Genomic DNA, 26,051 nt, shown 5'->3' with positions numbered 1-26,051 from the left:
ACTCATCTCGCGTCGTTCTCTTCACATGTCAATCCCGGGTACGATGTGGACGTTATGACTGAGAATCTTGCTTCCGGAAAGAAGCGTCGTTGGTACCACAACCTGATTGACGCTTATCGAGTGACTGCCCGCACATACCCGTGGGTGGGCTGGCTTTTAGGTGGCGTCTCGGTGGTGGTGATTGCCCTCGCCCTAGCCGTATGCTTCCTAACCAAAGGGAATTGGATTCTCTGGACGGTACTTGGCATCCTGCTGGCGCTCACAGCCGCTATGGGAATCTTGTCTTTCATGGTGCGGCGGGCGATGTATGCGCAGATTGACGGCACTGTCGGCGCGGTCTACGGGGTCCTGAGTCAGATTCGTTCGGGTTGGATTATTCCCGAACAGCCTCAGCAAGTCACCCGCCAGCAGGACGTTATTTGGCGCATTGTCGGACGCCCGGGTGTTGTTCTCATCTCTGAGGGGCCCTCGAGTCGCGTCCAGCCCCTCATGAACGCCGAACGCAATCACATTCGTAAGGTCATCCAGAATGTTCCGGTTCATGTCATTCAGACTGGTCACAGTGATGGCCAGATCGAATTGGCTAAGCTCCAGGGCAAGTTGCGCTCATTGAAGAAGGAGCTTGCTAAGGAAGATGTTCCTTCGGTTGCTGCGCGTTTGGCGGCACTCAGATCATCGCAGATGCCTATCCCTAAGGGTATTGACCCGATGAAAGCTCGGCCGAATCGTCGAGCGATGCGAGGGCGCTGACTTTCGAGGTCATCACATGCTGAGACACCCCCATGCATAATATGCATGGGGGTGCATACTATCTATCAAGATGATCAATATCCTTGGAAGGCACATCATGCGCACTTTGCCCGCCCTACTCGCACTTTCGGCTACAGCCGCACTCGTGGCAGCCGGCTGCTCAGATCCCACGAGCACAAACTCAACCTCAGATTCCAGCACCGAGCAGTCCTCGTCAAACGCATCCACCGACATCGTTGCCTTCGATGTTTCTCAGATTCCCGTCAACGAAGAGATCGCCGCTATGGTTCCCGAATCTCTCAAAGAAAGCGGAGTTCTGCGCAATGGTGCTTCCACCGACTACGCCCCGGGTGAATACCGTGCAGCAGACGGACAGACACCCGTCGGTTATGACATCGACCTCGTCAAAGCCCTCGCTCAAGTCATGGGACTGAAGGAAGGGACCACCACTCATGCAGAGTTCCCCACCATCATTCCGGCCCTGGGAACCAAGTTTGATGTCGGCGTCTCTTCTTTCACGATCACCGCAGAACGTATCGAGCAGGCATCAATGATTTCCTATGTTGAGGTTGGCTCCGCCTACGCGGTGGCAGCCGGCAACCCGAAGGGATTCGATCCCACCGATCCATGTGGCACCACGATCGGCGTCCAGACTGGCACCTATCAGCAGGACTATGCCAACGAACTGTCCACCCAATGCGAGGCCGACGGCAAAGACCCCATTAAGGTCATGCCACTGGAGGTTCAAACCGATATCTCCACCAAGGTCATTGGTGGACAGTACGACGCCACCCTCGCTGATTCGACAGTCATTGGCTACACGACAACACTGGCCGACGGTAAACTCGAGAAGATCGGCGAGGACATTGAGTCCGCTCCCCAGGGGATCGCCGTTGCCAAGAGCGACCAGGAACTCGCAAAGGCACTCCAAGCAGCAACTCAGTACCTGATGGACGAGGGCTACCTCGCCAAGATTCTTGAGCCCTACGGCGCTCAGGATGCGGCACTGACCAAGGCAGAGCTCGACCCCGCGCTCTGACACATCACGAGTCAGCCGACCCTCCATCGGAGGGTCGGCACTGACGTGTAGAGGAACCCATGGCACAGATTAAAGACGGCGTCGAGTTACTCCAAGCCAAAGCGCTCCCGCGCCCCGGCAGGTGGGTCAGCGCCGCGATCACGGCAGTTTTTGCCGCGATGATCGCCAGCGCTCTCATCACCAATAAGAATTTCCAGTGGGACCTGGTTTTTCAATGGCTCTTCTCCCAATCGATCATGACGGGAGTCCTCTATACACTGATCCTGACAGTTTTAGCAATGGTGATCGGCACGGCATTGGCCATCACCATGGCGATTATGCGTCAAAGTGTTAACCCGATTCTGCGGTGGGTAGCAACCGCCTACATCTGGTTCTTCCGCGGTACCCCGATCTACACGCAGCTCATTTTCTGGTCTCTGCTACCCACCCTCTATCCCCAACTTTCGATCGGTATTCCTTTTGGCCCTGAGTTCATCACCTTTGAAACCAGTCGCTACTTCTCGAGCTTCATGATGGCTTTCATCGGTTTAGGTTTGAACGAAGGAGCCTACCTGGCCGAAATCATGCGCGCCGGACTCCTTTCGGTTGATAAAGGCCAGTGGGAAGCCGCCACGGCGCTGGGAATGCCACGAACCACTATCTTCCGGCGCATTATTTTGCCCCAAGCAATGCGTGTCATCGTCCCACCGATTGGCAATGAAACCATCTCCATGCTTAAAACAACGTCCTTGGTTTCAGCCATTCCCTTCACATTGGAATTAACCTTCGTAGCAAAGGACCGCGGCCAGCAGCTTTTCGCCCCGATCCCCCTGCTTGTAGCTGCCGCCCTGTGGTACCTACTCATTACCTCTTTACTCATGTGGATCCAGTCCCATATCGAGCGTCACTTCGGTAAAGGCTTTGAACGTCGCGATGGAGCAGCACCAACCGGAACCGGCGACAAGAATGGCGCTTCTGATTCTTCCCAACTCAATCTCAAATTCTTGGATGTGACACCATGACCGACACAATCCCCAAGGTCCGAGTTCAAGGAGTCCACAAGTTCTTTGGTGACTTGCACGTACTCAAAGGCGTCGATCTGCAGATCCAATCGGGCGAAGTCTGCGTTATTCTCGGCCCTTCAGGTTCCGGAAAATCAACACTTCTACGCTGCCTCAATCAGCTCGAAGAAATCTCCGCCGGCCGCGTGTATGTCGACGGTTCTTTACTGGGATACCGCGAGGACGAGTCGGGCCAACTCTACGAATTACCAGACAAAGTCATTGCAGCTCAGCGGGCTCGAATTGGTATGGTCTTCCAGCGGTTCAATCTTTTCCCCCATAAGACGGCGCTTGAAAACATTATGGAAGCTCCGATTCATGTCACCGGAATCAGCAAAGAAGAAGCAAAATCTCGCGCCCTCGAATTGCTAGAGCGCGTGGGCCTAGCCGATCGCGCGGACCACTACCCTGCCGAATTGTCCGGCGGACAGCAACAGCGCGTTGCTATTGCACGCGCTTTGGCCATGGAACCGGAGATCATGCTCTTTGATGAGCCAACCTCAGCTTTGGATCCTGAGCTGGTCGGCGAAGTTCTTGGCGTCATGAAAGACCTCGCGCAGTCAGGTATGACAATGGCAGTGGTCACTCACGAAATCGGTTTTGCCCGCGAAGTCGCCGACCACGTGGTGTTTATGGACGAGGGCGTCATTGTCGAAGCGGGAACCCCCGCTCAGGTCATCGACCATCCACGCGAGGAACGCACCCAAGATTTCTTTTCAAAGGTCCTGTAATCACAGCCCTGACTGGAAAGCCGCTAGCTCAGGTCAAGGTCACCAGGTCCAGATAGGAATCGTCCCACAGGTCCTCATCCGCGTCCGGCAGCAGGAGCACCCGTTCAGGTTCCAGGGCTTGGACGGCTCCCGGATCGTGGGTGACGAGGACGACCGCGCCCTCGTAGGAATGTAAGGCTGACAAGATTTCCTCACGAGAAGCAGGATCGAGGTTATTCGTCGGTTCATCAAGCAGCAGGACGTTCGCGCCCGACACAACTAGCGTAGCCAACGCAAGTCTGGTCTTTTCTCCCCCCGATAGCACCGACGTCAGCTTATCCACATCGTCACCTTGGAATAGGAACTGGCCCAGGACGTTGCGCACATGCGTGTCATCGAAGTCGGGGGCAGCCACAGACATATTTTCGCGCACCGTAGCCGACATATCGAGGGTCTCGTGTTCCTGGGCGTAATAGCCCAACTTGAGGCCATGCCCAGGCAACACCTCACCCATATCGGGCTCCTCAATCCCAGACAAGAGCCTGAGCAAAGTTGTTTTACCAGCGCCGTTGAGCCCCAACACGACAACCTTTGCTCCGCGGTCGATCGCCAAGTCAACTCCGGTAAAAACTTCCAGCGAACCGTACGACTTGGACAAGCCCTGCGCTGTTAGCGGGACCCGGCCACAAGGCAGGGGTTCAGGGAAACGCAGGCGGGCAACTTTATCTTGAACCACCTCTCCCCCAGCTTTTTCAAAGAGCTCTTCAGCACGGCGCAGCATCTGCTGGGCAGCAACGGCTTTTGTCGCCTTTGCACGCATCTTCTCGCCTTGTGCTCGCAACTGTTCAGCTTTCTTCAGAGCCGTCGCACGTTCCTTACGGCGTCTGCGCTCATCCTCTTCACGCTGCTTAAGGTACGCAGACCACCCCAGGTGGTAAATGTCAATCTTGGCTCGGTTCGCATCAAGATAAAACACCTGGTTGACGGTTTCTCCCAACAACTTCACGTCGTGGGAAATCATCATGACGCCGCCGGAGAAAGTTTTAATCCAGTCGCGCAGCCAGACGATCGAATCGTGATCAAGGTGGTTGGTGGGCTCATCAAGAAGCAAAATATCAGCGTTAGAAAAGAGGACTCGCGCCAGTTCGACGCGCCTGCGTTGCCCACCTGACAAAGTGTCGAGGCTTTGTTCTAAAATCCGATCCTCTAAACCAAGTGAATGTGCAATCTGTGCCGCCTCTGCGTTGGCAGCCCATCCGCCCTGATTCGTGAACTCTTGATCGAGGCGAACGTAGCGTTCCATCGCTTTTTGCTGACGCGCCCCTTCCGTGGTCGACATTTCGTGCTCAGCTTTGCGAATCCTGGCGATAATCGCATCAATTCCTCGCACGGAAATAATCCTGTCGCGTGCCAACATCGCCTGGTCTCCCACATGCGTGTCCTGCGCTAAGTAGCCGATGGTGCCAGACGATGTGACCTGGCCCGTGTACTCAGCCGCCCCGCCCTCGTCGGCCTGGCCTGCCAACAAACGCATCGTCGTGGTTTTTCCCGCTCCGTTTCGCCCCACGAGGCCGATACGCATGCCTTTGTCGACCCTAAAGGATGCATCACCAACGAGCTGACGCGGACCAATGCGCAAAGAGAAATCCTGGACGTTAATCACCCATTGATCCTAGTGGTTGTGGGAAGCTCCACCCACCTTGAAAGGGCGGGAAGATGCAATAAGAAGGCACAATGGGAGGGACTTAACATCCCGGAAGGCGTTTCATGACAACCCCGAACACGCAGTCTGCTCGTACGCCGCGCATCTTCGACGTCATCGCAGTCTTATTCGTCGCATTCCTCCTGATCTCCAATATCGCGGGCACCAAGATCACGGCTCTCGATTGGGGGCCAATCCATCTGGTATTCGACGGTGGTGCCATCCTTTTTCCTCTGACCTACATCCTGGGAGATGTCCTATCAGAGGTCTATGGTTTTGCCCGCGCCCGTCGCGTCATCATTATGGGATTCGTGTGCTCGATCTTGGCCTCACTCACCTTCTGGATCGTCCAATTAGCCCCAGTTGGCCCCGGTTATGAGGCGCAGGAGTCATTCGAAGCTGTTCTTGGCTTCGTGCCACGCATCGTGGCAGCGTCCGTGTGCGGCTATCTCATCGGCCAGCTCGTCAATGCACTGGTGTTGGTCAAGATTCGCCAGCGTTGGGGTAAAAACCATCTATGGGCCCGCCTCATTGGGTCGACCTTAGTTGGCGAACTCTTCGATACCGTGATCTTCTGTACGGTTGCTTTCCTTGGAGTAATCCCCGGATACGAATTCCTCAATTACGTCATCACCGGGTACATCTATAAAGTGGCTGTGGAGATCGTGCTACTGCCTTTGACTTATCGCGTCATTGCTTGGGTGCGTTCACGAGAAGGTTTAGAAGCTGGAGAGGTATTAGCTGCATGACATCAGCAACGTGGTTGGCAGCTCCAACCCAGGGATTTCCCAAGCCTGGCGCACATACTTCAGGCCGTGATCGTGGCTTTGACATCGGTACACGGCTCGACGAGAGCGCTGGATTGGGTCGCACCGGCGTTTTGCACACTGCCCACGGCACAATCTCAACTCCAGCATTTATTCCAGTTGGTACGAAAGCCACCGTTAAAGCTCTGACTCCGGAGATGGTTTCGAGCCTAGGGGCACAGGCTGTTTTGGCCAATGCCTATCACCTGTATTTACAACCAGGATCCGATCTCGTAGATGAGGCCGGAGGTTTCGCTGCTTTTATGAATTGGCCAGGGCCCACCTACACCGATTCTGGTGGATTCCAAGTTTTGTCATTGGGAGCCGGTTTCAAGAAGGTTCTCTCTCAGGAGTTTTCTGGTACCGCCAACACGTCTGACCCGAAGCTCCATATGCAGGCCGTCAAAGCGTCCAACGCTGTGGTCGATAATGATGGAGTTGTTTTCCGCTCACATATTGACGGAACTCGCCATCGCTTCAATCCCGAGATTTCTATGCGGATCCAGCACCAGTTGGGTTCGGACATTATGTTCGCATTCGACGAACTCACATCCCTGCTTCATCCGCGTTCCTATCAGGAAGAGTCTTTGGAACGCACTCACGCCTGGGCCAGGCGTTGCCTGAGAGAACATCGGCGACTGACCGAGGAACGCAATTCAAAGCCCTACCAGCAGCTATGGGGTGTTGTTCAAGGAGCGCAATACGAGGACTTACGACGTCAAGCTGCCCGGACCCTAGCTCAGATGGAAGAGGACGGCCAACGTTTCGATGGCTTCGGCGTTGGAGGCGCCCTCGAAAAAGAAAACCTGGGCACGATCGTTTCGTGGGTTTGTGAAGAACTGGGTGAGGATCGCCCCCGCCACCTGCTGGGTATTTCAGAACCAGACGATTTCTTTCGCGCAGTCGAAGCCGGTGCCGACACCTTTGACTGTGTGAATCCATCGAGGGTTGCTCGCAATGCAGCCATTTACACTCCCGATGGGCGTTTCAACATCACCAACACGCGATTCAAATGCGACTTCACGCCCCTCGTAGAGGGCTGTGGCTGCTACACCTGCACGCACTACACTCGTGCTTACGTACATCATCTGTTTAAAGCCAAAGAGATGTTGTCGTCTACTTTGGCCACAATTCACAACGAATGGTTCACTGTACGACTCGTCGACGCGATTCGTGCCTCCATCGAGCGGGGCGTTTACGCTGAGTTCCGCGACGACATGCTCGCCAGATATGCTGCGGGCTCCCGAAAGGGGAATTGACACATGAGTTTTAACGAAGGCGTTCGTTCAGATACATCCAGAGTTCGTACTTCTAGTGGACGTAAAGCCGCGGGCATTGGCGGTGGTTCCGTTCTTCTCGTAGTTGCGGTGTTCCTCATCGGCCAATTCACCGGAGTCGATCTGACGCCGATCCTTGGTGGGGTGAGCTCCTCCCAACAAGTTGAATCAGTACCGGGAATTGACCTGTCTGATTGTGGGACCGCTGAAGCGGCGAACTCCCGAACTGAATGCCGCATGGTGATGACAGCTGACTCTCTCGACGCTGTGTGGAAAAACCAACTGGCCGAGCAGAACACCTCCGTGACCTACAAGATGCCCAGTTTCCAGATTTTCCAAGATGCCGTATCAACGGGCTGCGGCAATGCCACCTCCTATTCGGGCCCCTTCTACTGCCCGGCTGACTCTTCCGTCTACCTTGATCTCGGATTCTTCGAGCAGCTAGAGACTCAGTTCGGAGCTGTTAATGCGCCGCTGGCTCAGGAATATGTCGTAGCCCATGAGTGGGGCCATCACATTCAGAATCTTCAAGGAATCCTGTCCACCTATAACACCCGCGAGACGGGTGAGCAGGGAGCGGGGGTACGTTCTGAACTTCAGGCCGACTGCTATGCCGGCGTGTGGATGCACTGGGCTTCGCGGACAAAAGATCCAGACTCGGGTGTGACTTTCTTACAGGAGCCCACCGAATCTCAGATTGCTGACGCACTGGCAGCCGCCGAAGCTATTGGTGACGATCGGATTCAAGAAAAATATCAGGGCTCTTCCAACTCTGAAACATGGACCCACGGTAGCTCTGAGCAACGCCAAACATGGTTGCTCAAGGGCTTGAAGTCAGGTTCGATCCAAACCTGTGATACATGGTCTGCTCAGACTGTCTGAATTCCAGGCCATCGAACAAACGCCGAAACACACAATAGACTCCGTTGGGAGAGCCGATGACTCGCAGCATCGTCGATCAAGGCCACGATCAATACAACGCAACCCCATGGGAGGTTCCTCTCTGGGATCGTTCGCTGTTCTGGCTCCTCGATGATGCTGCGCGTCATTACCCCAAGCGCGATGCCCTCGATTTCTTCGGAAAGTCCATCACCTACGAGCAGGTGCACGACATGGTGTTACGGGCTGCGAGTGTCCTTGTTGATGCGGGAGTGAAGAAAGGCGATGCCGTAGCCTTAGCCCTGCCGAATTGCCCACAGGCTTTTGTGGCTTTCTACGCCTGCATGAGGATTGGTGCCGTTGCTGCTCAGCACAATCCTCTCGCGCCTGCTGTAGAGGTCGCAGGTCAGCTTGAACGCCACCGCGGAAAGGTTGCGATTGTCTGGGAGAAATGCGCTGACGCATATCCCCTCGGCGAGGGCGGTTTGGAAAAGGTATTCACCGTAGATCTGAGTCATCACATGCCGCGTCACCAGCGGATGCTCTTAGCCTTACCTGTACCCAAGGCCCGCCAGACCCGTGATCAGCTTCGAGGAGAGGTCAGCCCTCAAACCGCGTCATGGGACCGTGCGGTGACTGCAGCTTGTGCATTGCCGTCCTCATTCCCGCACCCAAGCGGTCAAGATCGGGCCGTGATCTTGCATACGAGCGGCACCAACGGCGTACCGAAGTCTGCTCCCCTGACTCACACCAATATCGGCACCAATGTGGATATGTGTGTCTTCTGGGTGTGGATGCTGCACGAGGGCGCAGAGACTTTCTTTTCTCTGCTTCCCTACTTCCATGCTTTCGGCTTGACTTTCTTCTTGTGCGCAGCCGTGCGTAAGGCGGCAACCCAGGTTCTTCTTCCCAGGTTTGATGCCGAAATGGCTTTAGATGCTCACCGACGCAGGCCCGTAACATTCTTCGTCGGCGTCGCCCCGATGTTCCAAAAGATTTTGGCCCAAGCCCAACGTACTCACACCGATATTTCCTCTATCCGTTACTCGGTCAACGGTGCTATGCCCTTGTCTACAAAATTGGCAGCCCAGTGGGAAGCAGAAACTGGCGGAATGATCGTTGAGGGCTACGGCTTATCTGAGACATCGCCCGTGGTCATGGGTGTTCCCCTGTCGGATAAACGCCGCCACGGTGTACTGGGCGTTCCTTTCCCCTCAACACAGGTCAGGCTTGTCGATCTGGAGGATCCTTCCATTGACGTCGAGGACGGTTCGCCGGGAGAGATTCTGGTCAAAGGTCCCCAAGTGTTCTCCGGATATCTTGATGCCCCCGAAGAGAACGCGAAAGTCTTCACTCCCGATGGGTGGCTGCGCACCGGAGACATCGGTGTCAACCACGAGGGTTTTATCACCATGGCTGACCGCAAGAAAGAGTTGATCTTGTCGGGAGGGTTCAATGTTTACCCCAGCCAGGTTGAAGAGGCGATCCGTTCGATGCCGGGCGTTGCCGATGTGGCCGTGGTGGGAGTCCCATTGGAGGATGAGACTGAGCAGGTGGTTGCGGCCGTCATTGTCGACGAGGGCGTGCCCGCAATGTCACTCGAAGACGTCCAAGCCTGGGCCACGCAAACGATTCCTCGTTACGCCCTACCCCGCAGGATCATTTTTATTGATGAGCTGCCTCGTAATCAGATGGGCAAGATTCTTCGTCGTAAGGTCCGAGAACGTCTCCTAGGTGATTGAGTGCAAAGCGCTGAGGACCTCGTTGCTACGAGCTGTGGGCCCAAAGAACTGTCATTCTTTGGGCCCACAGCTTTTGACACTCAGACGTTAAAACCAATAGCACGTAGCTGTTCGCGTCCATCGGGGGTGATGCGGTCAGGCCCCCATGGCGGCATCCACACCCAATTGATCTCGACATTGTCGGTCATTGAAGACAAAACCATTTGAGTTTGTCGTTCGATGACGTCTGTTAGAGGGCATGCCGCTGAAGTCAAAGTCATATCGAGGCAAACTGCGTCGTCCTCGCTAATTTCAATCCCGTAAACGAGGCCGAGGTCGACGATATTGATGCCCAGTTCAGGATCAATGACGTCGCGCATTGCTTCGAGGGCGTCTTCAGCGTTAATCGTGCCGTTTTCTACAACGTCCGTGCCGTCAATTTGTCGGCTCGCGGTTGCGCAAGCAGAATCGTCCACCGGAGCGAAACGCTGTTCGACTGGCTCGGACTGGGCCATGGGGTTACTCATTGGTGGAGCCTCCTGCAATATCTGTTCCTAGTTGGGCCATTGCATCGCGCAGGGCGTACCAGCCCAGCAGCGCACATTTGACACGGTTAGCGAATTGGGAGGTGCCCTCAAGGGCTGCGGCATCTCCCAGCACATCGAGCACGTCGTCGTCAACGCCCAGATTGCGCGAATGCATCATCGTTTCCATCGCCTGATACATCTGAGCAATTTCGTCGGTGGACTTTCCGTCAACCAAATCGAAGAGCATCGACAGTGAGGCTTGCGAAATTGAGCAGCCATCACCGTCCCAAGCCAATCGGGTCACCTGTGTGCCGTCGAGGTTGAGTCCTAACGTCACCTCGTCGCCGCAGGTGGGGTTGACCTGATGGGATTGTGCCTGCAGCCCTTCAAGGCTTGCGCAACCGTGGCGGGCTCGCGAGTGATCCAAAATCACTTGCTGGTAGAGCTGTTCGAGGCTTGACATTAAAAACCTCCGAAGTAGTGGCGGACGTGAGCCAGAGACTCAATGAGACGATCAATTTCGTCCTCGTTGGTCATCGGCGCGACAGATGCGCGCCCCGATGATCTGACACCAAAGAACGTGTGCAACGGTATCGCACAATGATGCCCGACACGCACAGCAACGTCATCGGCATCCATGACTTGACCGACGTCGTGGGGATGGACACCATCGACGCTAAAAGCAACCACGCCAATGCGATCTTGGCTATCGGTTGGTCCTAAGACTCGCACGCCTTCAATGGCTGATATGCCGTCCAGCATTTTCGCTGTCAGTATCTCTTCGTGGGCGGCGATCCGATCCATCCCGTAAACGCTCAGGTACTGCAGAGCGACGGTCCAGCCTGCGATCTGCCCGATAGGTTGCGAACCTGCTTCGAAGCGTTCGGGCGGGTCCATGTAGACGGCTGAGCCCATAGTGACGGTTGCGATCATCGAACCCCCTGTCAGGACAGGAGGCATAGCCTCGAGGAGGCTACGGCGTGCCCAAAGTGCTCCAACGCCGGTGGGCCCAAGCATTTTGTGGGAAGAAAACACGGCGAAGTCGATGCCAAGCGCACCAACGTCTACCGGCAGATGAGCAGACGATTGGCATGTGTCCAGCAGGACTAGTGCACCCACGTTGCGCGCTGCGGCCACAATCTGCTCAACCGGGCTAATGGCACCCGTAACATTCGAAACGTGGGTGAATGCCACAAGTTTCGTTCTCTCGTCGATGACGTCGAGAGTTTCGAGGTTGATTCGACCGTCCTCGTGAAGATCCAGCCAAGCCAGTTCAGCTCCGGTGCGAGCACACAGCTCTTGCCACGGAATGAGGTTGGCATGGTGTTCTGCACGGGTGACAACAATCCGGTCTCCGGCACCGACAGCAAGTGTTTGAGCGGCTGCTCCCCCGCGTCCTAAGGAAGCGTGGCCAATGGACAGCGCGACGAGATTAATGGCTTCCGTCGCGTTTTTTGTCCAGACGATCTCGTCGCTTCGCCCACCGATAAACTGCGCCAGGGCAGCCCGGCCGTCCTCGTACACGGACGTGGATTCGTCTCCAAGTAGGTGGGTCCCCCGATGAACGGCGGCGTTGTGGAGGCGATAGAAGTCGGCTTCCGCTTCAATGACTTGAAGGGGTTTTTGCGAGGTCGCGGAAGCATCGAGGTAGGCAATTGGGCGCCCTCCTCGGCCAATCCTGGCAAGGATTGGGAAGTCCGCGCGCATGGATTCCAATTCCTTCGCGGAAAAATCTGCGGAAGCCGACTTCATCGTTGTCACAGGTTCAGGTACTTGTCGTAGCCGTTTTCTTCGAGTTCGTCGGCAAGCTCGGGACCACCCTGAGCAGCGACATGGCCATCGACGAAGACATGAACGTGACTTGGCTTGATGTAGCGCAAGATACGCGTGTAGTGGGTGATGAGCATGATGCCGCAGCCAGTGTTGCCATGGACGCGGTTCACGCCCTCGGACACGATACGTAGAGCATCAACGTCGAGGCCGGAGTCGGTCTCGTCCAGAACCGCAAAGGAAGGCTTGATGAGCTCCATCTGGAGGATTTCGAGGCGCTTCTTTTCGCCCCCGGAGAAGCCGACATTGACGTCACGCTCGGCGAAGTCTGGGTCCATACGCAGGTTCTCCATAGCGCCGCGCACATCCTTGACCCACTTGCGGATCTGGGGAGCTTCACCGTCGATAGCGGTCTTCGCGGTGCGAAGGAAGTTGGACACGGAAACACCTGCGACCTCAACGGGATACTGCATGGCCAGGAAGAGACCAGCTTTAGCGCGCTCATCCACCTCCATCTCAGTGATGAGCTTGTCATCGAGCCACGCTTCACCTGAGGTGATCTCATAGTCGGGATGGCCTGCCAGGGCGTAGGCCATCGTTGACTTGCCGGAGCCATTCGGTCCCATGATGGCGTGGATTTCGCCCGAATTGATGGTCAGATTGACGCCCTTAAGGATCTCCTTGGGGCCGTCGGCAGTCTCCACGTTGACGTGGAGGTCCTTGATTGTCAGAGTCGACATTATTTTCTCCTCATCGGCGCATTGCGCCGTTCAGTCTTGGTTCGGGTGCGCAGTCGCGCGTAGTGGTCAGTCGTTGCGCGACTTTGTCAGCTCGGCCTCGACTGAGGCCATGAGGTGGTCTTGGACTTCCTTGACGCCGATCTGATTGATGAGTTCAGCGAAGAAGCCGCGCACAACGAGACGGCGAGCATCCATTTCGCTAATTCCGCGGCTCATCAGGTAGAAGAGCTGCTGGTCATCAAAACGGCCCGTAGCCGATGCGTGTCCGGCTCCCTTAATTTCGCCGTTTTCGATCTCAAGGTTGGGAACGGAATCAGCTTTAGCTCCCTCAGTCAAAACGAGGTTGCGGTTGAGTTCGTAGGTGTCGGTATCGTCCGCTGTTTCGCGAATGAGGCAGTCGCCGATCCACACGGAATGAGCATCCTTACCTTGCAGCGCTCCCTTGTAGGTCACACGCGAGTAGCAATTCGGTGCCGAGTGATCAACGAAGACGCGGTGTTCAAGGTGCTGCTCGTTATCAACAAAGTACAAACCGAGCATATTCAGTTCAGCTCCCGATCCGCGGAAATCCGTGTCGGAACAAATCCTGACCAGGTCGCCACCGAAGGTAACGACGATATGAGTGAGCTTCGTGTCCTTACCGACGGCGATACGGTGATTGGAAGCGTGCAAGGCACTGCGGTCCCATTCCTGTACGGACACGACAGTCAGATTCGCGGCATCAGCAGCGTCGATTTCAATGGTCTGATTAAGTGCTGCCTGCGGGCTACCAGCGTGCTGAATAATGACCGTGGCGCTGGATAATTCTTCAGCCTTGATCAGTAGGTGCTGGGCTCGAACTCCCTCGACCGCGTCAATATCGATCCGGATGGGTTCGTCAACTTGCTCGCCTTTCGCCACGGTCACGACAGTGGAACGCACAAAGCGATCCCAAGCAACCGCACCTGTACGATCTCCCGGTGCCAAAACGGTGCCCAGGCGCTCGTCGTCTCGTTCAACCGATTCGACGCTGACGTTGGCTGGCGCATCCACGCGCACGGGGGCGTCGCCCTCGTCATATAGGGAGGGGTCGAAAAGTTTTTCGATGCGGCGCATCGGGGTGAAACGCCAGTCTTCCTCACGTCCACGAGGCGTGGGAATGTCAGCGAGATCGAAAGATGTCAGTCGATCTGCGCGTGATTCGTGAGAGCCAGACTCAACTGCTCCGTGGGAGTGGGACTGGCCAAGGGTATCTATGGTGGTCATATCAGCCGACGGATCCTTCCATCTGCAATTCGATGAGGCGGTTCAATTCGAGGGCGTACTCCATCGGGAGTTCCTTGGCGATCGGTTCAACGAATCCTCGAACAATCATCGCCATGGCTTCATTTTCAGCCAGTCCGCGGCTCATCAGGTAGAAGAGCTGATCGGCTGACACCTTCGACACTGTCGCTTCGTGTCCCATTTCGACATCGTCTGTGCGCACATCGACGTAGGGGTATGTGTCTGTCCTGGAAATCTTGTCGACCAGCAGGGCGTCACACAAAACATTGGACTTAGAGTGACGGGCACGTGCGTTGATCTGGACCAGACCGCGGTACGAGGTGCGCCCTCCGCCTCGTGATACTGACTTAGCAACGATCGACGAGGACGTGTTGGGGGCCATATGCACCATCTTGGCGCCCGTATCCTGGTGCTGACCGGGACCAGCGAAACCAATCGAGAGGGTCTCTCCGCGAGCATGCTCACCCATGAGGAAACATGCCGGATATTTCATAGTGATGGCAGAACCCATATTGCCATCGATCCATTCCATTGTGCCGCCTTCTTCGACGATGGCACGCTGAGTCACCAGGTTGAGAACATTGGTGGACCAGTTCTGGATCGTCGTGTAGCGCACCCGCGCGTCCTTACGAACGAAAATTTCCACGACTGCGGCGTGCAGGGAATTCGTGTCGTAAATCGGAGCCGTGCAGCCCTCAACGTAGTGGACGTAGGAGCCTTCATCGGCAATGATCAGCGTTCGTTCGAACTGTCCCATTGCCTCGGTGTTAATTCGGAAGTACGCCTGTAACGGGATTTCCACGTGCACTCCCTTGGGGACGTAGACGAATGATCCACCCGACCAAGCAGCCGTATTCAATGCGGCGAACTTATTGTCACCGGAGGGAACGGAGCGTCCGAAGTACTCTTCGAAGAGCTCTGGGTACTCCCGAAGACCCGTATCGGTATCAAGGAAGACCACACCCTGCTTCTCCAGGTCTTCCTGGATCTGCTGGTAGACGACCTCTGATTCGTACTGAGCGGCGACACCAGCAACCAAACGATTCTTCTCCGCCTCAGGAATACCGAGGCGGTCGTAGGTTTCGCGAATGTCTTCGGGCAGATCCTGCCAATCTTTGACCTGGCGATCTGTCGGATTCACGTAGTACTTGAATGCGTCGAAATCAATCGAAGACAAGTCCGGCCCCCATGTGGGCATCGGCTTGCGTTCGAACATTTCGAGAGCCTTGAGTCGGCGTTCAAGCATCCATTCGGGTTCGTTCTTACGTTCGGAAATCGCACGAACAACGGATTCATCAATACCGTAGGGCACGTCTTTTGAATACTCGTCATTGTCGTGCCAACCGAACTCGTAAGCGCCGATGGACTCGATGATCTCATCATCGGTCATCTGGCGATCCTCGAGTCCCGTGGCCGTTGGCGGGGACTGGGTCATAGTGGTGTCAACCTCTCATCATGGAACTTGCTGCGTGAGTCACTTACGCAGCGCTGCACGCGCAGCAGGACGGATCATCGGGGCACCTACTGGGATATGAGTGGTGCACACGTGTTCCCCGCCGGCCAGCGTGGCAAGTCTTTGAACATGGACGTCAAGCAGTCGAGAAAAGGCTTGCGTCTCGGCGTCACATAGTTGGGGAAAGTCCCCGGCAACGGTACGGATCGGACAATGGCCTTGGCACAGTTGGACCGCGAAGGCTCCACCGGCGATCTCACGGACTGTGGCGGCGTATCCATCCAAAGTCAGCGCATCGGCGAGGGCTTGTGCTCGCATCTTGGGGTCCGATCCGGCTTCGCGCACGATCGGCGCATAGCGGCGCTCAATTTCTCGAGACCTGGCAGCGGCAAATGCGTCAATGGCCTCTCCGCCGCCGACTTGTCCAAGATATCCCAATGCTTTGACAGCGAGGTCGGAGTAGCCGTCAGCGAGTTTGAGATGAGCCCGTTCAGTGGCTACATAGTGGCGGGCGGGTCGGCCTCGTCCTCGTTTACCGATATGGCCAGGATCGTGCTCTGCTATCTCCCGGGAATCGAGAAGGATCGTAATATGGCGTCGCACCGCCGCAGTTGTCAGGCCTAGAATCTTGGCAATGGCGGAAGCTGTGACCGGCCCCTTCTCAACGATGAGGTCCAGCACGTACTGGCGAGTGTTCGCGTCCTGCTGTTCGGACAAGACCCCTCCGTTCCTCGGTCGATCGGCTCAGAAACGAGTCTACGACCTTTTAGCAAAAGGTTCCTTTCCTAAACCGGATCCTCGATATTGACCACGCCACACAATTCAGCGAAACCACGGCTCACTTGGCTGCCGAAGCGTTTGCCAGTCCCGAGAACGTGCGACAAAAGCAGCCATAATGCCCTGCGTGGCATTGGGATTGTGAATCGAGCCATTAAGGACCAGAGACACCGCATCATCAAGGCTGACCCACGTCGCCACCATGGAAGCCTCCTCATCTTCACGATCAAAAGGATCTTCAAGTTCCTCAAGATCACGAGCTAAAAAGACCCGGATGGATTCGTTCGAGCCTCCCGGAGAAGTGAAGTAATCCAACAGAACATCCCACTGTCGGGCGACCATATCGACTTCTTCACGCAACTCCCTCTGCGCAGCCACGAGAGGGTCCTCGCCCTCGACGTCAAGCAGTCCAGCCGGAATCTCCCACAGCTGCGCCCCAACGGGATGGCGATACTGTCGTTCCAGGAGAACTTCTTCTTGCCCGACTTGCCCCCTCAGAGCAACAATCGCAACGGCCCCAGGATGGCCCACATACTCGCGAGTCACCGGGGCCGCATCCTTGGCAACGCACACATCATCAACCTGCAGGCTGATGACTCTGCCTTGCCAGATCTCCCGATGAGAAAGGACCTGGCGTTCAACCTTGACGTCGCAAATCGAGTCGGTCGAATCCGACTCAAACATCTCCAAGCCCATGGTTTATCCTCTATCGAATCTCGGGCAAAACTGCCTGAGCTTCGAGGTCTACACCATAGTACTTTGCCTCACTACCTGCTTGAGGAAGCGCCAGGACAACACCGAGGGAACCAAGGACTGTCCCCGGGGAATCAACGGTAGTGACATCAACGCCGAGTTTGCGGATCTTTGCTCCCATCGATTCCTCTACCGCAGCGTCCACCAGAAGGACACCCGCCTTAGGTGCAGAATTAAGCGCCTTAGCAAGGCCAGACCATGCTTCAACAGATCGCAAGGTGCCACCCGACTGGGCTTCGTCTGCCTGGACTGCGGCGGTACTGCGCGCCGAAATCAGCACAAGAGCTTCAGCGGATCCTGAAGGATCTTCCTCGAAGGTCAAAATCGGATGTTCTTTATCGGTGAGAATATCGGAAACAAGTTTAGTTTCAGAACCCGTTGTGGTCAGCACCTGCACAATGGAATATCCGACGACACCATCAGAGGTCGTCTGAGCAGGTAAATCGACCACCATGTGGGTCGCCAAGGGCGTGGCGAGCGTATCCCTGTACTTACTCATAGCCTGGGAATCCCAATTTGATGTCAAGGAGACTGCACCAACGAGTTGCGCTCCTGCGTCTTCAAGCATTTGGCGGGTCTGAGAAACATCTCCTGAATCTGCGCCCGGCAACGACACGGTTACGACTTTCAGCCCCTCAAGGGTGCCCGGAATAACCGCTTGAGCGGCAGCAAGAAGCCCCGCTGCTTCAGCGTTTTGGCGAGCTCGAGCATCGGCCAACGCCGGACTATCCACCTGAGCAGCTGGGTCGTCGGACTTTTCAAGGGCCGAGCTCAATCGCGTTTGCAAAGGACCGGCACCCAGAATGATGCCAATAGCCAGCGCTGAGAACACCGCAATGAGAGAAACCAAGTGATAGCGAAAGTTAATCATGATGGCCTCCTCAGCCCACATCCTCGCCCGCTGCAGGCAAGTCATTTCCAATAAGATCGATAAAAAAGCCGATCACCGACTGATACACGTCATTGCCCCACGGCGTAGCCCACAAGGCTACGCCGCAAGTGACGAGAACCGTGAGCGCAAAAAGAACGACCATCCAGGCGGAGATGCGCGGCCTATGTGTTGCGGCCACTGCGTCAGCGGCGACCAACAGGTCGCCGGCGCGGAGGCGAGTGAAGAACGAGGGCGACATAGCTGCTCGGCCCTGATCGATGAGATCATCAATCGAATGATGCGCGCCGACAGTGACAATGGCGTCAGCACCAGAATGCGTTGCGATGAGCGTCGCAGCATCTTCAGGCCCACCCATCATTTCGATGACCTCGTAGTCGATCCCCATCCGATCTAGCCGATCTCTCCCCGGAGCAACGCCATCATGTCCGGAAACAACGATAAGGCGAGCGTTTGACCGAAGAGCCTTCTCAGACACCAGGTCCATGTCGCCAATGATCATGTGCGGATGCAAACCCACGCGCCGAGCGGTGTCAGCTCCGGCATCAACTCCGATGACAAGCGGATCAGCATCACGGCACCAACTCCGCAGAGCCTTAAGTTGAGGCTTCGTATCAGCATCGTCCATGATGACCATAACCGTGCGACCTTCGAAAAGATCGACGGCGATCGGTACGCCTTCCCCCGTCAGCAGGAGCGATCCGTCGCGTTCAAGGTAGTCATCGATTGAAGCTGCGAAAGACCGCATTTGAGTTTTCACAAGTTCTTCGTCTGCAGTATCCGGCCACGACGTGTAAGTCACCGGGGTCCCGCTGGCGACGACGTGTCCGTCACGTAGAACCTGGCCGCCAGCGATACTGACAGTCTCGCCCTCGCGCAACGTCATAATGTCTTGACCTAAGTCGTCGATAAGGACGATTCCTGCGTCGACGATCATGTTTGGCCCAAGCACTCGGTGGCGTCCTGATGCCGAGGGAGCGGCATTGAGAACTGCGACAGGCTGGGCTGTAATCAGGGCCTGCGCGGTGGTGCGGTCCAAGTCCGTCTGATCGATAACGGCGATATCACCCGGCTCGAGCCGAGTCGCTAGTTTGCGCGGTCGAGGATCAAGTCGGACTTTGCCAGAAACGGCGCCGGCGTGTGCGTCTACATTCAATGTGTCGGTGTGAGTCATCAGTTGGATTGTGGCACGGCTGAGCCGAGCACCTGCATAGCGTTGCGGCGTGCCGCTGGAGAGTCAGGATCCCCACCCATCATTCGAGTCAGCTCCGCCTCGCGAAGTTCGCCTTCAACTCGTTCGACGGTGGTCACCCCATCAGCTTTGGAAATGACCATGTGATGTTGGGCGAAAACTGCTACCTGGGCCAAATGAGTGACAACGATGACTTGACGGTCGCGTGCAAGCCGGGCAAGGCGTGATCCGACTTCTGTGGCAGTTCGTCCACCGATACCGGCGTCAATCTCATCAAAAATTAATGTTTGCACTTGCGAGTCCGCTCCCAAAACGACCTCGAGTGCGAGCATAACACGCGATAATTCGCCTCCAGATGCACCCTGGCCCAGTGGCCGTGCGGGTGCGCTGGGGTGAGGACACAGTGCAAACACGATGTCTTCAAGACCGTGAGATGCAGGCTTCGATTGGGTGAGCTGAATCTCCAGGTGCGCGTCAGGCATGGAAAGATCGCGAAGTTCGGCATCCACAGCCTGCGACAGTTTTCTTGCCAAATCCTGGCGAGAAGAACTGAGTAATGCGCCGATGCGCAAAACCTCATCCTGTGCGCTGGTGAGTTTCTCGCGCAAAGTCTGCGGATCTGAACCAGGCTGAGTCAGTTCATCAAGCCGACGTTCAGCTTGATCACGCCATTGGAGCAGACCTTCAACATCCGAGGCCCTGCCCTCCATCGCTTGTTTGAGTAGTGCCCGGCGCTGTTGAATATCCGCCAACCGGCTCGGATCGGCTCCCAGTCGCTCGTCGTAGTGGCGGATGTCGTCCGTCAATGCGTCAAGCTCAAGGAAGAGAGAGGAGAGCCGCGAACTCAAAACGTCGAGTCCAGAATCGAATCGTTGCGCGGTGAGTAGATCGTCTAGCACCATCCGCGTTGAATCGACAATTCCAAGGCTGTCCGTGTTGCTTGAACCCGTAAGCAAAGCGTGAGCGCGACCAACGTGCATACGTAGATCCTGAATATTGGTCAGCCTTCTGGCCTCGTGCGCCAAGTTTTCATCTTCTCCAGGCTGCGGATCCAAGTCAGCGATGAAGTCGATGGCCGATCGGAGAACCTCAATTTCGTCTGATCGAGTTGCTGACTGTGACACGGCCTCGTCAAGCATGCGTTTGACATGGACGGCATGCTCCCAAGCATTTCGGTATTCTTCAACGATTTTGCGGTGTTTGGCTCCACCAAATGAGTCAAGCGCTTGCCGTTGCGTCGAGCGATTCTTAAGCCGTAACTGATCGGTTTGGCCGTGAATGGTGACGATGGATCCGACGATCTCTTGGAGTAAAGAAGCGGGCACAGGCCTGCCTCCAAGGTGAGCTCGCGAACGTCCTTGGGTGGGAATGGTTCGAGAGACGATCAATTCGTCGTCCTCGATCACTCCTCCGGCTTGCGCGGCAATAGCGCCGATATCTGGAGGAACAATGAAGATTCCGTCAACGAGAGCTTGCGTGGCGCCGGTACGTACGAGGACGGCGTCGGCGCGTTCACCCAGGAGCAGTTGCAGCGAGGTCAGAACCATCGTTTTACCGGCGCCTGTTTCTCCAGTCAGGACAGTCAAGCCCTGTGCTAGATCGAGGTGCGCTTCATCGATCACGCCCAGGCTCGAGATGTCGATTCTTGAGATCATCGATTCTCCTCAGCGACCCCGGCTGGCCCGACGTTCCTCCAACCTCGAACGGGAAGATTAAATTTATTGACAAGTCTGGTTGAAAATGGAGTATCGTCCAGACGCACCAATCTGACCGGCCTCTTTCCAACCGTGACTTCGACGCTAGATGCCGTCGGAAGTTCGGAGCTTCGAGCACCGTCGCACCACAGCTCGGGAGCTGACCACGTTTCCTCCAAGACAACAATTTCAAGTGTCGAGGACGGGCCCACCACAAGCGGGCGTGTAAAGAGGCCGTGAGCCGCCAGAGGAGCCATGACAATCGCCTCTGTATCTGGCCAAACGACGGGACCGCCGGCAGAGAACGAGTATGCCGTTGATCCAGTAGGGGTGGCTAACACGATTCCGTCAGCCCCGTAGGTTGAAACATCCTGGCCGTCGACAACGAATGCAAGTTGAACAGGATGGGCAACATCTGTGTGCATGACTACAGCTTCGTTAAGTGCCCAGTCACAAATGGTGTCCCCGCCAGGCAACTGCACGTTGACGTCCAAGGTCATTCGAGAATCAACTTTGAAGTCTTCGGCTCCAATGCGGGCGACGATGTCGGGAATCCCGTTAGCATTCCCTTCGGCCAGGAAGCCCATATGGCCCATATTTACGCCTAGAAGCGGAGCGTCGTGCCTACGTGCGTGGTTGGCGGCGGCCAAAATTGTTCCGTCACCACCCAGAGCTAAGACGAAGTCGGCGCGCTCATAGTCTTGCGGAAGAATGACGTTGAGCCCTCTTTTTTCGATCTCTCGTTGTGCAGTTTGCGCGGCAGCAATCGCTTGCGATCGGTGAGTGTTCCAGATGACGAGGATATTTTCGACCATCTGTTCACCCCTTTCCTTCGCCAGCTGGTCCGAGGTGTACAGCTTCGACGATACGCGATTGAAGGTCCTCGCGCGCAATAGCTTGCGGGTGGTGCGCCCTCATGTAAAGAAAGTACTCGACGTTACCGGAAGGACCCGGCAAAGGCGATGCCTGAACCGCCGCGATCTGCAGCCCAAGCTCTAAAGCGCACTGGGCAACATTCATGACTGTTTCAACATGGTGCTGCGGATTGCGAACAACACCGCCGTGACCGAGTCTTTCCTTACCGATCTCGAACTGAGGCTTAACCATGAGAAGAAAGTCAGCATCTGGTGCAGCCGCTTTGACCAGCGCAGGCAGGACGAGCGTCAAAGATATGAAGGACATGTCACCGACAACTACCTGTGGGGCGGGAGCCACCTGAGCTGGGTCGAGGGTGCGCACATTGGTCCTGTCGTGTACTTCAACGCGGGGATCAGCTTGCAATCGCCACGCGAGTTGACCGTAGCCGACGTCGACAGCAACGACGGATGCAGCGCCTCGTCTTAGTAGCACGTCAGTAAAACCACCTGTCGACGCACCCGCATCCAAACATCGACGTCCCTCAATAGTGGGGCCCAGTTCGCCAAGCGCGTCCAATGCTCCAGCCAATTTGTGGGCCCCTCGGGAGACATAGTCGTCTTCTGTGGCCTCTTCAATGACAATGGCTTGAGCTGGATTCATCTGACGTGCGGGTTTAAGAACAACTTCGCCATCGAGTTTTACGCGTCCAGATTCGATAAGCTCACGAGCCTGGGTGCGCGAACGTACCAGCGATCGGCGTACCAATTCGGAATCAATGCGACGCAGCTTCACCCTGCGCTCCCCTGATTCGTTAGCCGAGCACGTAAATGAGACTCGACGTCTTTGAGGAGGGCGATCTGCTTGTCTACGTCCATCTCGTCGTATTGAGCGAGTCGCGAGACGGCATCGTGAGCCGGACGAGACAAGTGCGTCCCGCCCGGCATCACCACGTCATACTCGTTGTTCATTCGTTGTCGTCGGTGGCCTGACCGAGTGCTGAGGTTTCTGCCTCTGCATCGTCATGCTGTGAATCGTTCATGGGATCTGTTTCCTGCAGCAACGCTTCGAGTTCTTCTTCGCCTGGCAGGAATGTCACCGTCTCCTCGCTGGGCTCGGGGAGGCCATCCGCGTCCAAAGACAGATTCTCGTCTGCTTGGGTGAACTCGTACTCGTCGGTTTCATCTTCGAGCGGAGCTACAACGACTCCGCTTTCATCGTCGTTACCGACAACGGTCAGGGTAGGACAATGCACGTCGTTACCAAGATCGGCATACTCCCAGGCCGCAGCTGCCAACGCTCGATAAGAGTCCAGACATACGACAGTATCTTCATGGAGCTCTATATCGTCGAGGGTCAGTGTGCCATCACGCAGTACCTTGGCAACCTGCGAGACTCCACAGGTCCAGGTGCCATCTTTGTGATGTTTAGGTGCCGGGTGTTCTTCAAGAAGTCCACGCAGATCCAGAGCAAGATAACTTGGCCTCTGTCCACGCGGAGCGGTAATGATCTCGCGGGCACCATGGACTCCCGTCAGTACGTGCATTGATGGGATACCTGCGGCAACTGCACCCATAATGTCAGTCTCAAGACGGTCCCCGACCGCAATCGGATTTGTTGAGCCGATGAGCTGGGCTGCACGATCGTAAATGCCGGGTTCAGGCTTTCCACCAGCGATGGGACGTTTGCGAGTCGCATGCTGGATCGCTTTAACAAGGGAGCCATTACCAAGGGCTTGACCGCGCTCCTCGGGCAGCGTGGCATCAAGGTTGGTAGCGAAGAATTCTGCTCCCTTTTGGATAGCCAGAGCACCTTCGGTGAGGGTCTCCCAGTTCACGCTTCTGTCGAAACCTTGGACTACGGCTGCCGGTTCAACATCGGCAGAGTCAACGATTTCATAGCCTGCATCCGTCAGGGCTTCGCGTATTCCTGCGCCGCCGATAACGAAGACCTTGGCGCCTTCTTCAAGACGATCCTTGAGCAATGCGGTGACATCCATGGCCGAGGTCATCACCATCTGCGCTGTTGCTTCAAATCCGTGTTGGTTGAGTTTGTCGGTGACTTCAGCAGGGGTGCGCATCGCATTATTAGTGACGAAGGAAGTTTTCATTCCTAACGCGCGGGCCGCAATGATTGATTCCGATGCATTATCAAGCTTGATGTCTCCCGCCCATGCTGTCCCGTCTAGATCCAGTAATGCAGCATCGAACATAGAGGCAAGAGGTTGAGAAGATCCACGCAACGCTGAACGCTTGAAGTCGACGTCGGCATCGGCAAAGAGCGAGACATCAACAATTTCAGGATCTTCGATCTCATCGGGGATCGACGCCTCAACTTCATCAGCTTCGGAGTTTCGACCAAGTTCACGCAGGCGATCTACTTTGACTGCCATCAGTCGACGCACGAGCTCTTCGTCGCCGTCTGCTGGCAGTGCGGCGAGTGCGTCATCAACGAGGACGAGCCCCACCTCATGTTGCCCGAGGTCGGCACGGGCTCCCGAGGACACAAGGACCAGCTCAACCTGGTCAGCGAGGTCCATTCCCTTCGTGTCGGTTTGGTCAATCAACTCGACGGCCTTTTCAGGACGTCCCAGTCCGCGTTCACAATCGGCTTCAACAGCACGCAGAGATAGATCCCCGCGCATACGGCGAACCGCACGCACTTCGCGCAGAGCTTCTTCGTAGCGTCCGGAAGCGTAGGCAGTGAGTGCGGCGGCTTCCCGAACCACATCGACACGGCCGGCTCGGTTCGATGCTGCTTGTGCGTGCTTGTAGGCTTCCTCGGGGTCGAGGTCGATCAGCTGGCCCGCCATCACGAGGTGCCGTGCAACAATGTCCTTATTCGGACCAGAAAGGGTTTGCAGAGCGCGCAGCGCGTTGGCGTCTAGCTCTTCTGCAGAAACGCCCGCAGGAATTGTTGGTTCGTCTCCACGCGGAGAGACGTACTCTTCCGTACTTGCGTAGTTTTGGTAGTCACGGTCGTCGCGATTCGGTGTACGTTGCGCGTCGCGAGAGCGCCCTCGGCCCCCGCGATCGTCGCGGTTGAAAGACCGCTGACCACGATCATCACGACCATACGAGCCACCAGAACGGCCGCCACGATCATCACGGTTAAAGGAACGCTGACCATCACGCCCATAGCCACCACGACGTTCACCACCGCGGTCATCGCGGCTAAAACCTCGGCCCCCGCGATCGTCGCGGTTGAAAGACCGCTGACCACGATCATCACGACCATACGAGCCACCAGAACGGCCGCCACGATCATCACGGTTAAAGGAACGCTGACCATCACGCCCATAGCCACCACGACGTTCACCACCGCGGTCATCGCGGCTAAAACCTCGGCCCCCGCGATCGTCGCGGTTGAAAGACCGCTGACCACGATCATCACGACCATACGAGCCACCAGAACGATCGTCACGATCGTATGATTGCCCCTCGCGACCTCGCCAATTACGGTCACCTGAATCACGCCAGTTGTTTTGTCGACGCTGGTATCCACCACGACCGCGGTCTAATTGTCCTCGCTGCTCGTCTGCCATGGCTTCAACCTCTATTCCTGCGCAAAGCTGCGCGTCTTTTGCTCACTCGACCTCATCGGTCGCTTCACGCCTTCTTGGCTCAAATTACCGTAATCATAACTGGCCAATGAGACATAAGGGTAGTTCGTACGGGCTTAAGCCATGTGATGTGACGCGTCGTAATACACGTACGGACCGAATGCAGTCCAACGAACGCACGAGCTAGACGGTCGCAGCATGAATGAAACCTGTGAATAGGCATTGCCTAAGAAGAGGCATTGATGGCAGCAAAAACTTGCTTCGACGGGAAGGCGTAGGGACGTTTTTAGGGTTGTTAGTGTGTTGTTTGTTGTGGGTGTTTTGGAAACAAAAGCAAGGGGGGGTCGCAACTTGTCGTTCATTGTGTTGACGGGTTGCGGCCCCCCCCTTGGTTATTTTGGTTTGGTTGTGGCGGTGTCCTACTCTCCCACACCCTCCCAGGTGCAGTACCATCGGCGCTGTAGGGCTTAGCTTCCAGGTTCGGAAAGGGATGCTGGGCGTTTCCCCTACGCTATGACCACCACAAAACTATGTGTCCACACACCGTTTACCGTTGCCGGGGTTTTGCTGTGTGGGTTGGTGGTGATTCGTATAGTGGTTAACGAGCATTGTTTGCTTGTTTGTGTCCCCACAATAAGTGGGGATTGTTTTG

The 26,051-nt window shown here is 56.0% G+C and carries 25 protein-coding genes and 1 rRNA gene; 8 read left to right on the top strand and 18 right to left on the bottom strand.

Annotated features, from left to right (window positions below):
• The first annotated feature begins 54 nt into the window (after positions 1-54).
• The 4 genes from G439_RS0103150 to G439_RS0103135 all read left to right on the top strand — a co-directional run bounded on the left by G439_RS0103150 (position 55) and on the right by G439_RS0103135 (position 3,560).
• Positions 55-750, top strand: coding sequence for a DUF4191 domain-containing protein (locus G439_RS0103150; RefSeq protein ID WP_026459338.1), 696 nt, complete (start codon positions 55-57; stop codon positions 748-750).
• A 97-nt stretch (positions 751-847) separates the two neighbouring features.
• Complete coding sequence (locus G439_RS0103145; RefSeq protein ID WP_026459337.1) at positions 848-1,789, top strand: ABC transporter substrate-binding protein; 942 nt, start codon at positions 848-850, stop codon at positions 1,787-1,789.
• Positions 1,790-1,848: 59 nt separating this feature from the next.
• Positions 1,849-2,790, top strand: a complete 942-nt coding sequence (locus tag G439_RS0103140; protein ID WP_022867737.1) for an amino acid ABC transporter permease — start codon at positions 1,849-1,851, stop codon at positions 2,788-2,790.
• Positions 2,787-3,560 (top strand): amino acid ABC transporter ATP-binding protein, encoded by a 774-nt coding sequence (locus G439_RS0103135; protein ID WP_022867736.1) that lies wholly within the window; start codon positions 2,787-2,789, stop codon positions 3,558-3,560. The genes G439_RS0103140 and G439_RS0103135 overlap by 4 nt, the downstream gene beginning before the upstream one ends.
• 28 nt (positions 3,561-3,588) lie before the next feature.
• Here G439_RS0103135 and G439_RS0103130 read toward each other — a convergent pair whose 3' ends face one another.
• Positions 3,589-5,202: an ABC-F family ATP-binding cassette domain-containing protein gene (locus G439_RS0103130; protein WP_022867735.1), complete on the bottom strand. Its 1,614-nt coding sequence runs from the start codon at positions 5,200-5,202 to the stop codon at positions 3,589-3,591.
• 104 nt (positions 5,203-5,306) lie between these two features.
• Between G439_RS0103130 and G439_RS0103125 the strand changes: the two genes are divergently transcribed.
• The 4 genes from G439_RS0103125 to G439_RS0103110 are packed head-to-tail and all read left to right on the top strand — an operon-like array spanning position 5,307 to position 9,945.
• On the top strand, positions 5,307-5,990 hold the full coding sequence (locus G439_RS0103125; RefSeq protein WP_022867734.1) for a queuosine precursor transporter: 684 nt from the start codon (positions 5,307-5,309) through the stop codon (positions 5,988-5,990).
• Entirely contained in the window at positions 5,987-7,306 is a 1,320-nt protein-coding gene (tgt, locus tag G439_RS0103120; protein ID WP_022867733.1) for a tRNA guanosine(34) transglycosylase Tgt, read from the top strand. Before G439_RS0103125 ends, tgt begins: the two co-directional genes overlap by 4 nt.
• A 3-nt stretch (positions 7,307-7,309) precedes the next feature.
• Positions 7,310-8,206, top strand: coding sequence for a KPN_02809 family neutral zinc metallopeptidase (gene ypfJ, locus G439_RS0103115; protein WP_022867732.1), 897 nt, complete (start codon positions 7,310-7,312; stop codon positions 8,204-8,206).
• Between the two features lie 56 nt (positions 8,207-8,262).
• Positions 8,263-9,945, top strand: a complete 1,683-nt coding sequence (locus G439_RS0103110; RefSeq protein WP_022867731.1) for an AMP-binding protein — start codon at positions 8,263-8,265, stop codon at positions 9,943-9,945.
• 80 nt (positions 9,946-10,025) lie between these two features.
• Here G439_RS0103110 and G439_RS0103105 read toward each other — a convergent pair whose 3' ends face one another.
• From G439_RS0103105 to rrf, 17 genes are all read right to left on the bottom strand, one after another.
• The gene (locus G439_RS0103105) at positions 10,026-10,451 is read right to left on the bottom strand and encodes a metal-sulfur cluster assembly factor (protein WP_026459336.1); all 426 of its coding nucleotides are present in this window, start codon (positions 10,449-10,451) and stop codon (positions 10,026-10,028) included.
• Positions 10,444-10,914: a Fe-S cluster assembly sulfur transfer protein SufU gene (gene sufU, locus G439_RS0103100; protein ID WP_022867729.1), complete on the bottom strand. Its 471-nt coding sequence runs from the start codon at positions 10,912-10,914 to the stop codon at positions 10,444-10,446. Before sufU ends, G439_RS0103105 begins: the two co-directional genes overlap by 8 nt.
• Entirely contained in the window at positions 10,914-12,203 is a 1,290-nt protein-coding gene (locus tag G439_RS0103095) for a SufS family cysteine desulfurase (protein WP_026459335.1), read from the bottom strand. Before G439_RS0103095 ends, sufU begins: the two co-directional genes overlap by 1 nt.
• A 5-nt stretch (positions 12,204-12,208) precedes the next feature.
• Positions 12,209-12,961 (bottom strand): Fe-S cluster assembly ATPase SufC, encoded by a 753-nt coding sequence (sufC, locus tag G439_RS0103090; protein ID WP_022867727.1) that lies wholly within the window; start codon positions 12,959-12,961, stop codon positions 12,209-12,211.
• Positions 12,962-13,027: 66 nt separating this feature from the next.
• Entirely contained in the window at positions 13,028-14,206 is a 1,179-nt protein-coding gene (sufD, locus tag G439_RS0103085) for a Fe-S cluster assembly protein SufD (protein WP_022867726.1), read from the bottom strand.
• A 1-nt stretch (position 14,207) separates the two neighbouring features.
• Entirely contained in the window at positions 14,208-15,659 is a 1,452-nt protein-coding gene (sufB, locus tag G439_RS0103080) for a Fe-S cluster assembly protein SufB (RefSeq protein ID WP_022867725.1), read from the bottom strand.
• Between the two features lie 39 nt (positions 15,660-15,698).
• Positions 15,699-16,394 carry a helix-turn-helix transcriptional regulator gene (locus G439_RS0103075; RefSeq protein ID WP_022867724.1) on the bottom strand — a complete coding sequence of 232 codons (696 nt, stop codon included), beginning with the start codon at positions 16,392-16,394 and terminating at the stop codon, positions 15,699-15,701.
• 105 nt (positions 16,395-16,499) lie between these two features.
• Complete coding sequence (locus tag G439_RS0103070; RefSeq protein ID WP_022867723.1) at positions 16,500-17,150, bottom strand: NUDIX domain-containing protein; 651 nt, start codon at positions 17,148-17,150, stop codon at positions 16,500-16,502.
• Between the two features lie 10 nt (positions 17,151-17,160).
• Positions 17,161-18,078 carry a copper transporter gene (locus G439_RS0103065; protein WP_026459333.1) on the bottom strand — a complete coding sequence of 306 codons (918 nt, stop codon included), beginning with the start codon at positions 18,076-18,078 and terminating at the stop codon, positions 17,161-17,163.
• A gap of 10 nt (positions 18,079-18,088) precedes the next feature.
• Positions 18,089-19,270, bottom strand: a complete 1,182-nt coding sequence (gene steA / locus G439_RS0103060) for a putative cytokinetic ring protein SteA (protein WP_022867721.1) — start codon at positions 19,268-19,270, stop codon at positions 18,089-18,091.
• A complete protein-coding gene (recN, locus tag G439_RS0103055) occupies positions 19,270-20,943 on the bottom strand; it encodes a DNA repair protein RecN (RefSeq protein ID WP_022867720.1) in 1,674 nt (557 codons plus the stop codon). Before recN ends, steA begins: the two co-directional genes overlap by 1 nt.
• Positions 20,940-21,797: an NAD kinase gene (locus tag G439_RS10975; RefSeq protein ID WP_022867719.1), complete on the bottom strand. Its 858-nt coding sequence runs from the start codon at positions 21,795-21,797 to the stop codon at positions 20,940-20,942. Before G439_RS10975 ends, recN begins: the two co-directional genes overlap by 4 nt.
• A gap of 4 nt (positions 21,798-21,801) precedes the next feature.
• On the bottom strand, positions 21,802-22,632 hold the full coding sequence (locus tag G439_RS0103045) for a TlyA family RNA methyltransferase (protein WP_022867718.1): 831 nt from the start codon (positions 22,630-22,632) through the stop codon (positions 21,802-21,804).
• Positions 22,629-22,808 carry a hypothetical protein gene (locus G439_RS0103040; RefSeq protein ID WP_022867717.1) on the bottom strand — a complete coding sequence of 60 codons (180 nt, stop codon included), beginning with the start codon at positions 22,806-22,808 and terminating at the stop codon, positions 22,629-22,631. The genes G439_RS0103045 and G439_RS0103040 overlap by 4 nt, the downstream gene beginning before the upstream one ends.
• On the bottom strand, positions 22,805-24,649 hold the full coding sequence (locus tag G439_RS10970; protein ID WP_051125685.1) for an HAD-IIA family hydrolase: 1,845 nt from the start codon (positions 24,647-24,649) through the stop codon (positions 22,805-22,807). Before G439_RS10970 ends, G439_RS0103040 begins: the two co-directional genes overlap by 4 nt.
• 71 nt (positions 24,650-24,720) lie before the next feature.
• Complete coding sequence (locus tag G439_RS12130; protein WP_051125684.1) at positions 24,721-25,344, bottom strand: hypothetical protein; 624 nt, start codon at positions 25,342-25,344, stop codon at positions 24,721-24,723.
• Positions 25,345-25,805: 461 nt separating this feature from the next.
• Positions 25,806-25,924 (bottom strand): 5S ribosomal RNA (gene rrf / locus G439_RS0103030).
• Positions 25,925-26,051 lie beyond the last annotated feature (127 nt).

The sequence above is a fragment of the Schaalia vaccimaxillae DSM 15804 genome (genome assembly GCF_000420425.1).
Classification (GTDB): Bacteria; Actinomycetota; Actinomycetes; order Actinomycetales; family Actinomycetaceae; genus Pauljensenia; species Pauljensenia vaccimaxillae.
This window is presented reverse-complemented; position numbering and strand designations above follow the sequence as displayed.

What these genes read in the sequence shown, in the direction of transcription:
- G439_RS0103150 (WP_026459338.1), top strand. Translation starts at nt 55, where the DNA reads ATGACTGAGAATCTTGCTTCCGGAAAGAAGCGTCGTTGGTACCACAAC.
- G439_RS0103145 (WP_026459337.1), top strand. Translation starts at nt 848, where the DNA reads ATGCGCACTTTGCCCGCCCTACTCGCACTTTCGGCTACAGCCGCACTC.
- G439_RS0103140 (WP_022867737.1), top strand. Translation starts at nt 1,849, where the DNA reads ATGGCACAGATTAAAGACGGCGTCGAGTTACTCCAAGCCAAAGCGCTC.
- G439_RS0103135 (WP_022867736.1), top strand. Translation starts at nt 2,787, where the DNA reads ATGACCGACACAATCCCCAAGGTCCGAGTTCAAGGAGTCCACAAGTTC.
- G439_RS0103125 (WP_022867734.1), top strand. Translation starts at nt 5,307, where the DNA reads ATGACAACCCCGAACACGCAGTCTGCTCGTACGCCGCGCATCTTCGAC.
- tgt (WP_022867733.1), top strand. Translation starts at nt 5,987, where the DNA reads ATGACATCAGCAACGTGGTTGGCAGCTCCAACCCAGGGATTTCCCAAG.
- ypfJ (WP_022867732.1), top strand. Translation starts at nt 7,310, where the DNA reads ATGAGTTTTAACGAAGGCGTTCGTTCAGATACATCCAGAGTTCGTACT.
- G439_RS0103110 (WP_022867731.1), top strand. Translation starts at nt 8,263, where the DNA reads ATGACTCGCAGCATCGTCGATCAAGGCCACGATCAATACAACGCAACC.
- G439_RS0103105 (WP_026459336.1), bottom strand. Translation starts at nt 10,451, where the DNA reads ATGAGTAACCCCATGGCCCAGTCCGAGCCAGTCGAACAGCGTTTCGCT.
- sufU (WP_022867729.1), bottom strand. Translation starts at nt 10,914, where the DNA reads ATGTCAAGCCTCGAACAGCTCTACCAGCAAGTGATTTTGGATCACTCG.
- G439_RS0103095 (WP_026459335.1), bottom strand. Translation starts at nt 12,203, where the DNA reads ATGAAGTCGGCTTCCGCAGATTTTTCCGCGAAGGAATTGGAATCCATG.
- sufC (WP_022867727.1), bottom strand. Translation starts at nt 12,961, where the DNA reads ATGTCGACTCTGACAATCAAGGACCTCCACGTCAACGTGGAGACTGCC.
- sufD (WP_022867726.1), bottom strand. Translation starts at nt 14,206, where the DNA reads ATGACCACCATAGATACCCTTGGCCAGTCCCACTCCCACGGAGCAGTT.
- sufB (WP_022867725.1), bottom strand. Translation starts at nt 15,659, where the DNA reads ATGACCCAGTCCCCGCCAACGGCCACGGGACTCGAGGATCGCCAGATG.
- G439_RS0103070 (WP_022867723.1), bottom strand. Translation starts at nt 17,150, where the DNA reads ATGGGCTTGGAGATGTTTGAGTCGGATTCGACCGACTCGATTTGCGAC.
- G439_RS0103065 (WP_026459333.1), bottom strand. Translation starts at nt 18,078, where the DNA reads ATGATTAACTTTCGCTATCACTTGGTTTCTCTCATTGCGGTGTTCTCA.
- steA (WP_022867721.1), bottom strand. Translation starts at nt 19,270, where the DNA reads ATGACTCACACCGACACATTGAATGTAGACGCACACGCCGGCGCCGTT.
- recN (WP_022867720.1), bottom strand. Translation starts at nt 20,943, where the DNA reads ATGATCTCAAGAATCGACATCTCGAGCCTGGGCGTGATCGATGAAGCG.
- G439_RS10975 (WP_022867719.1), bottom strand. Translation starts at nt 21,797, where the DNA reads ATGGTCGAAAATATCCTCGTCATCTGGAACACTCACCGATCGCAAGCG.
- G439_RS0103040 (WP_022867717.1), bottom strand. Translation starts at nt 22,808, where the DNA reads ATGAACAACGAGTATGACGTGGTGATGCCGGGCGGGACGCACTTGTCT.
- G439_RS10970 (WP_051125685.1), bottom strand. Translation starts at nt 24,649, where the DNA reads ATGGCGGGCCAGCTGATCGACCTCGACCCCGAGGAAGCCTACAAGCAC.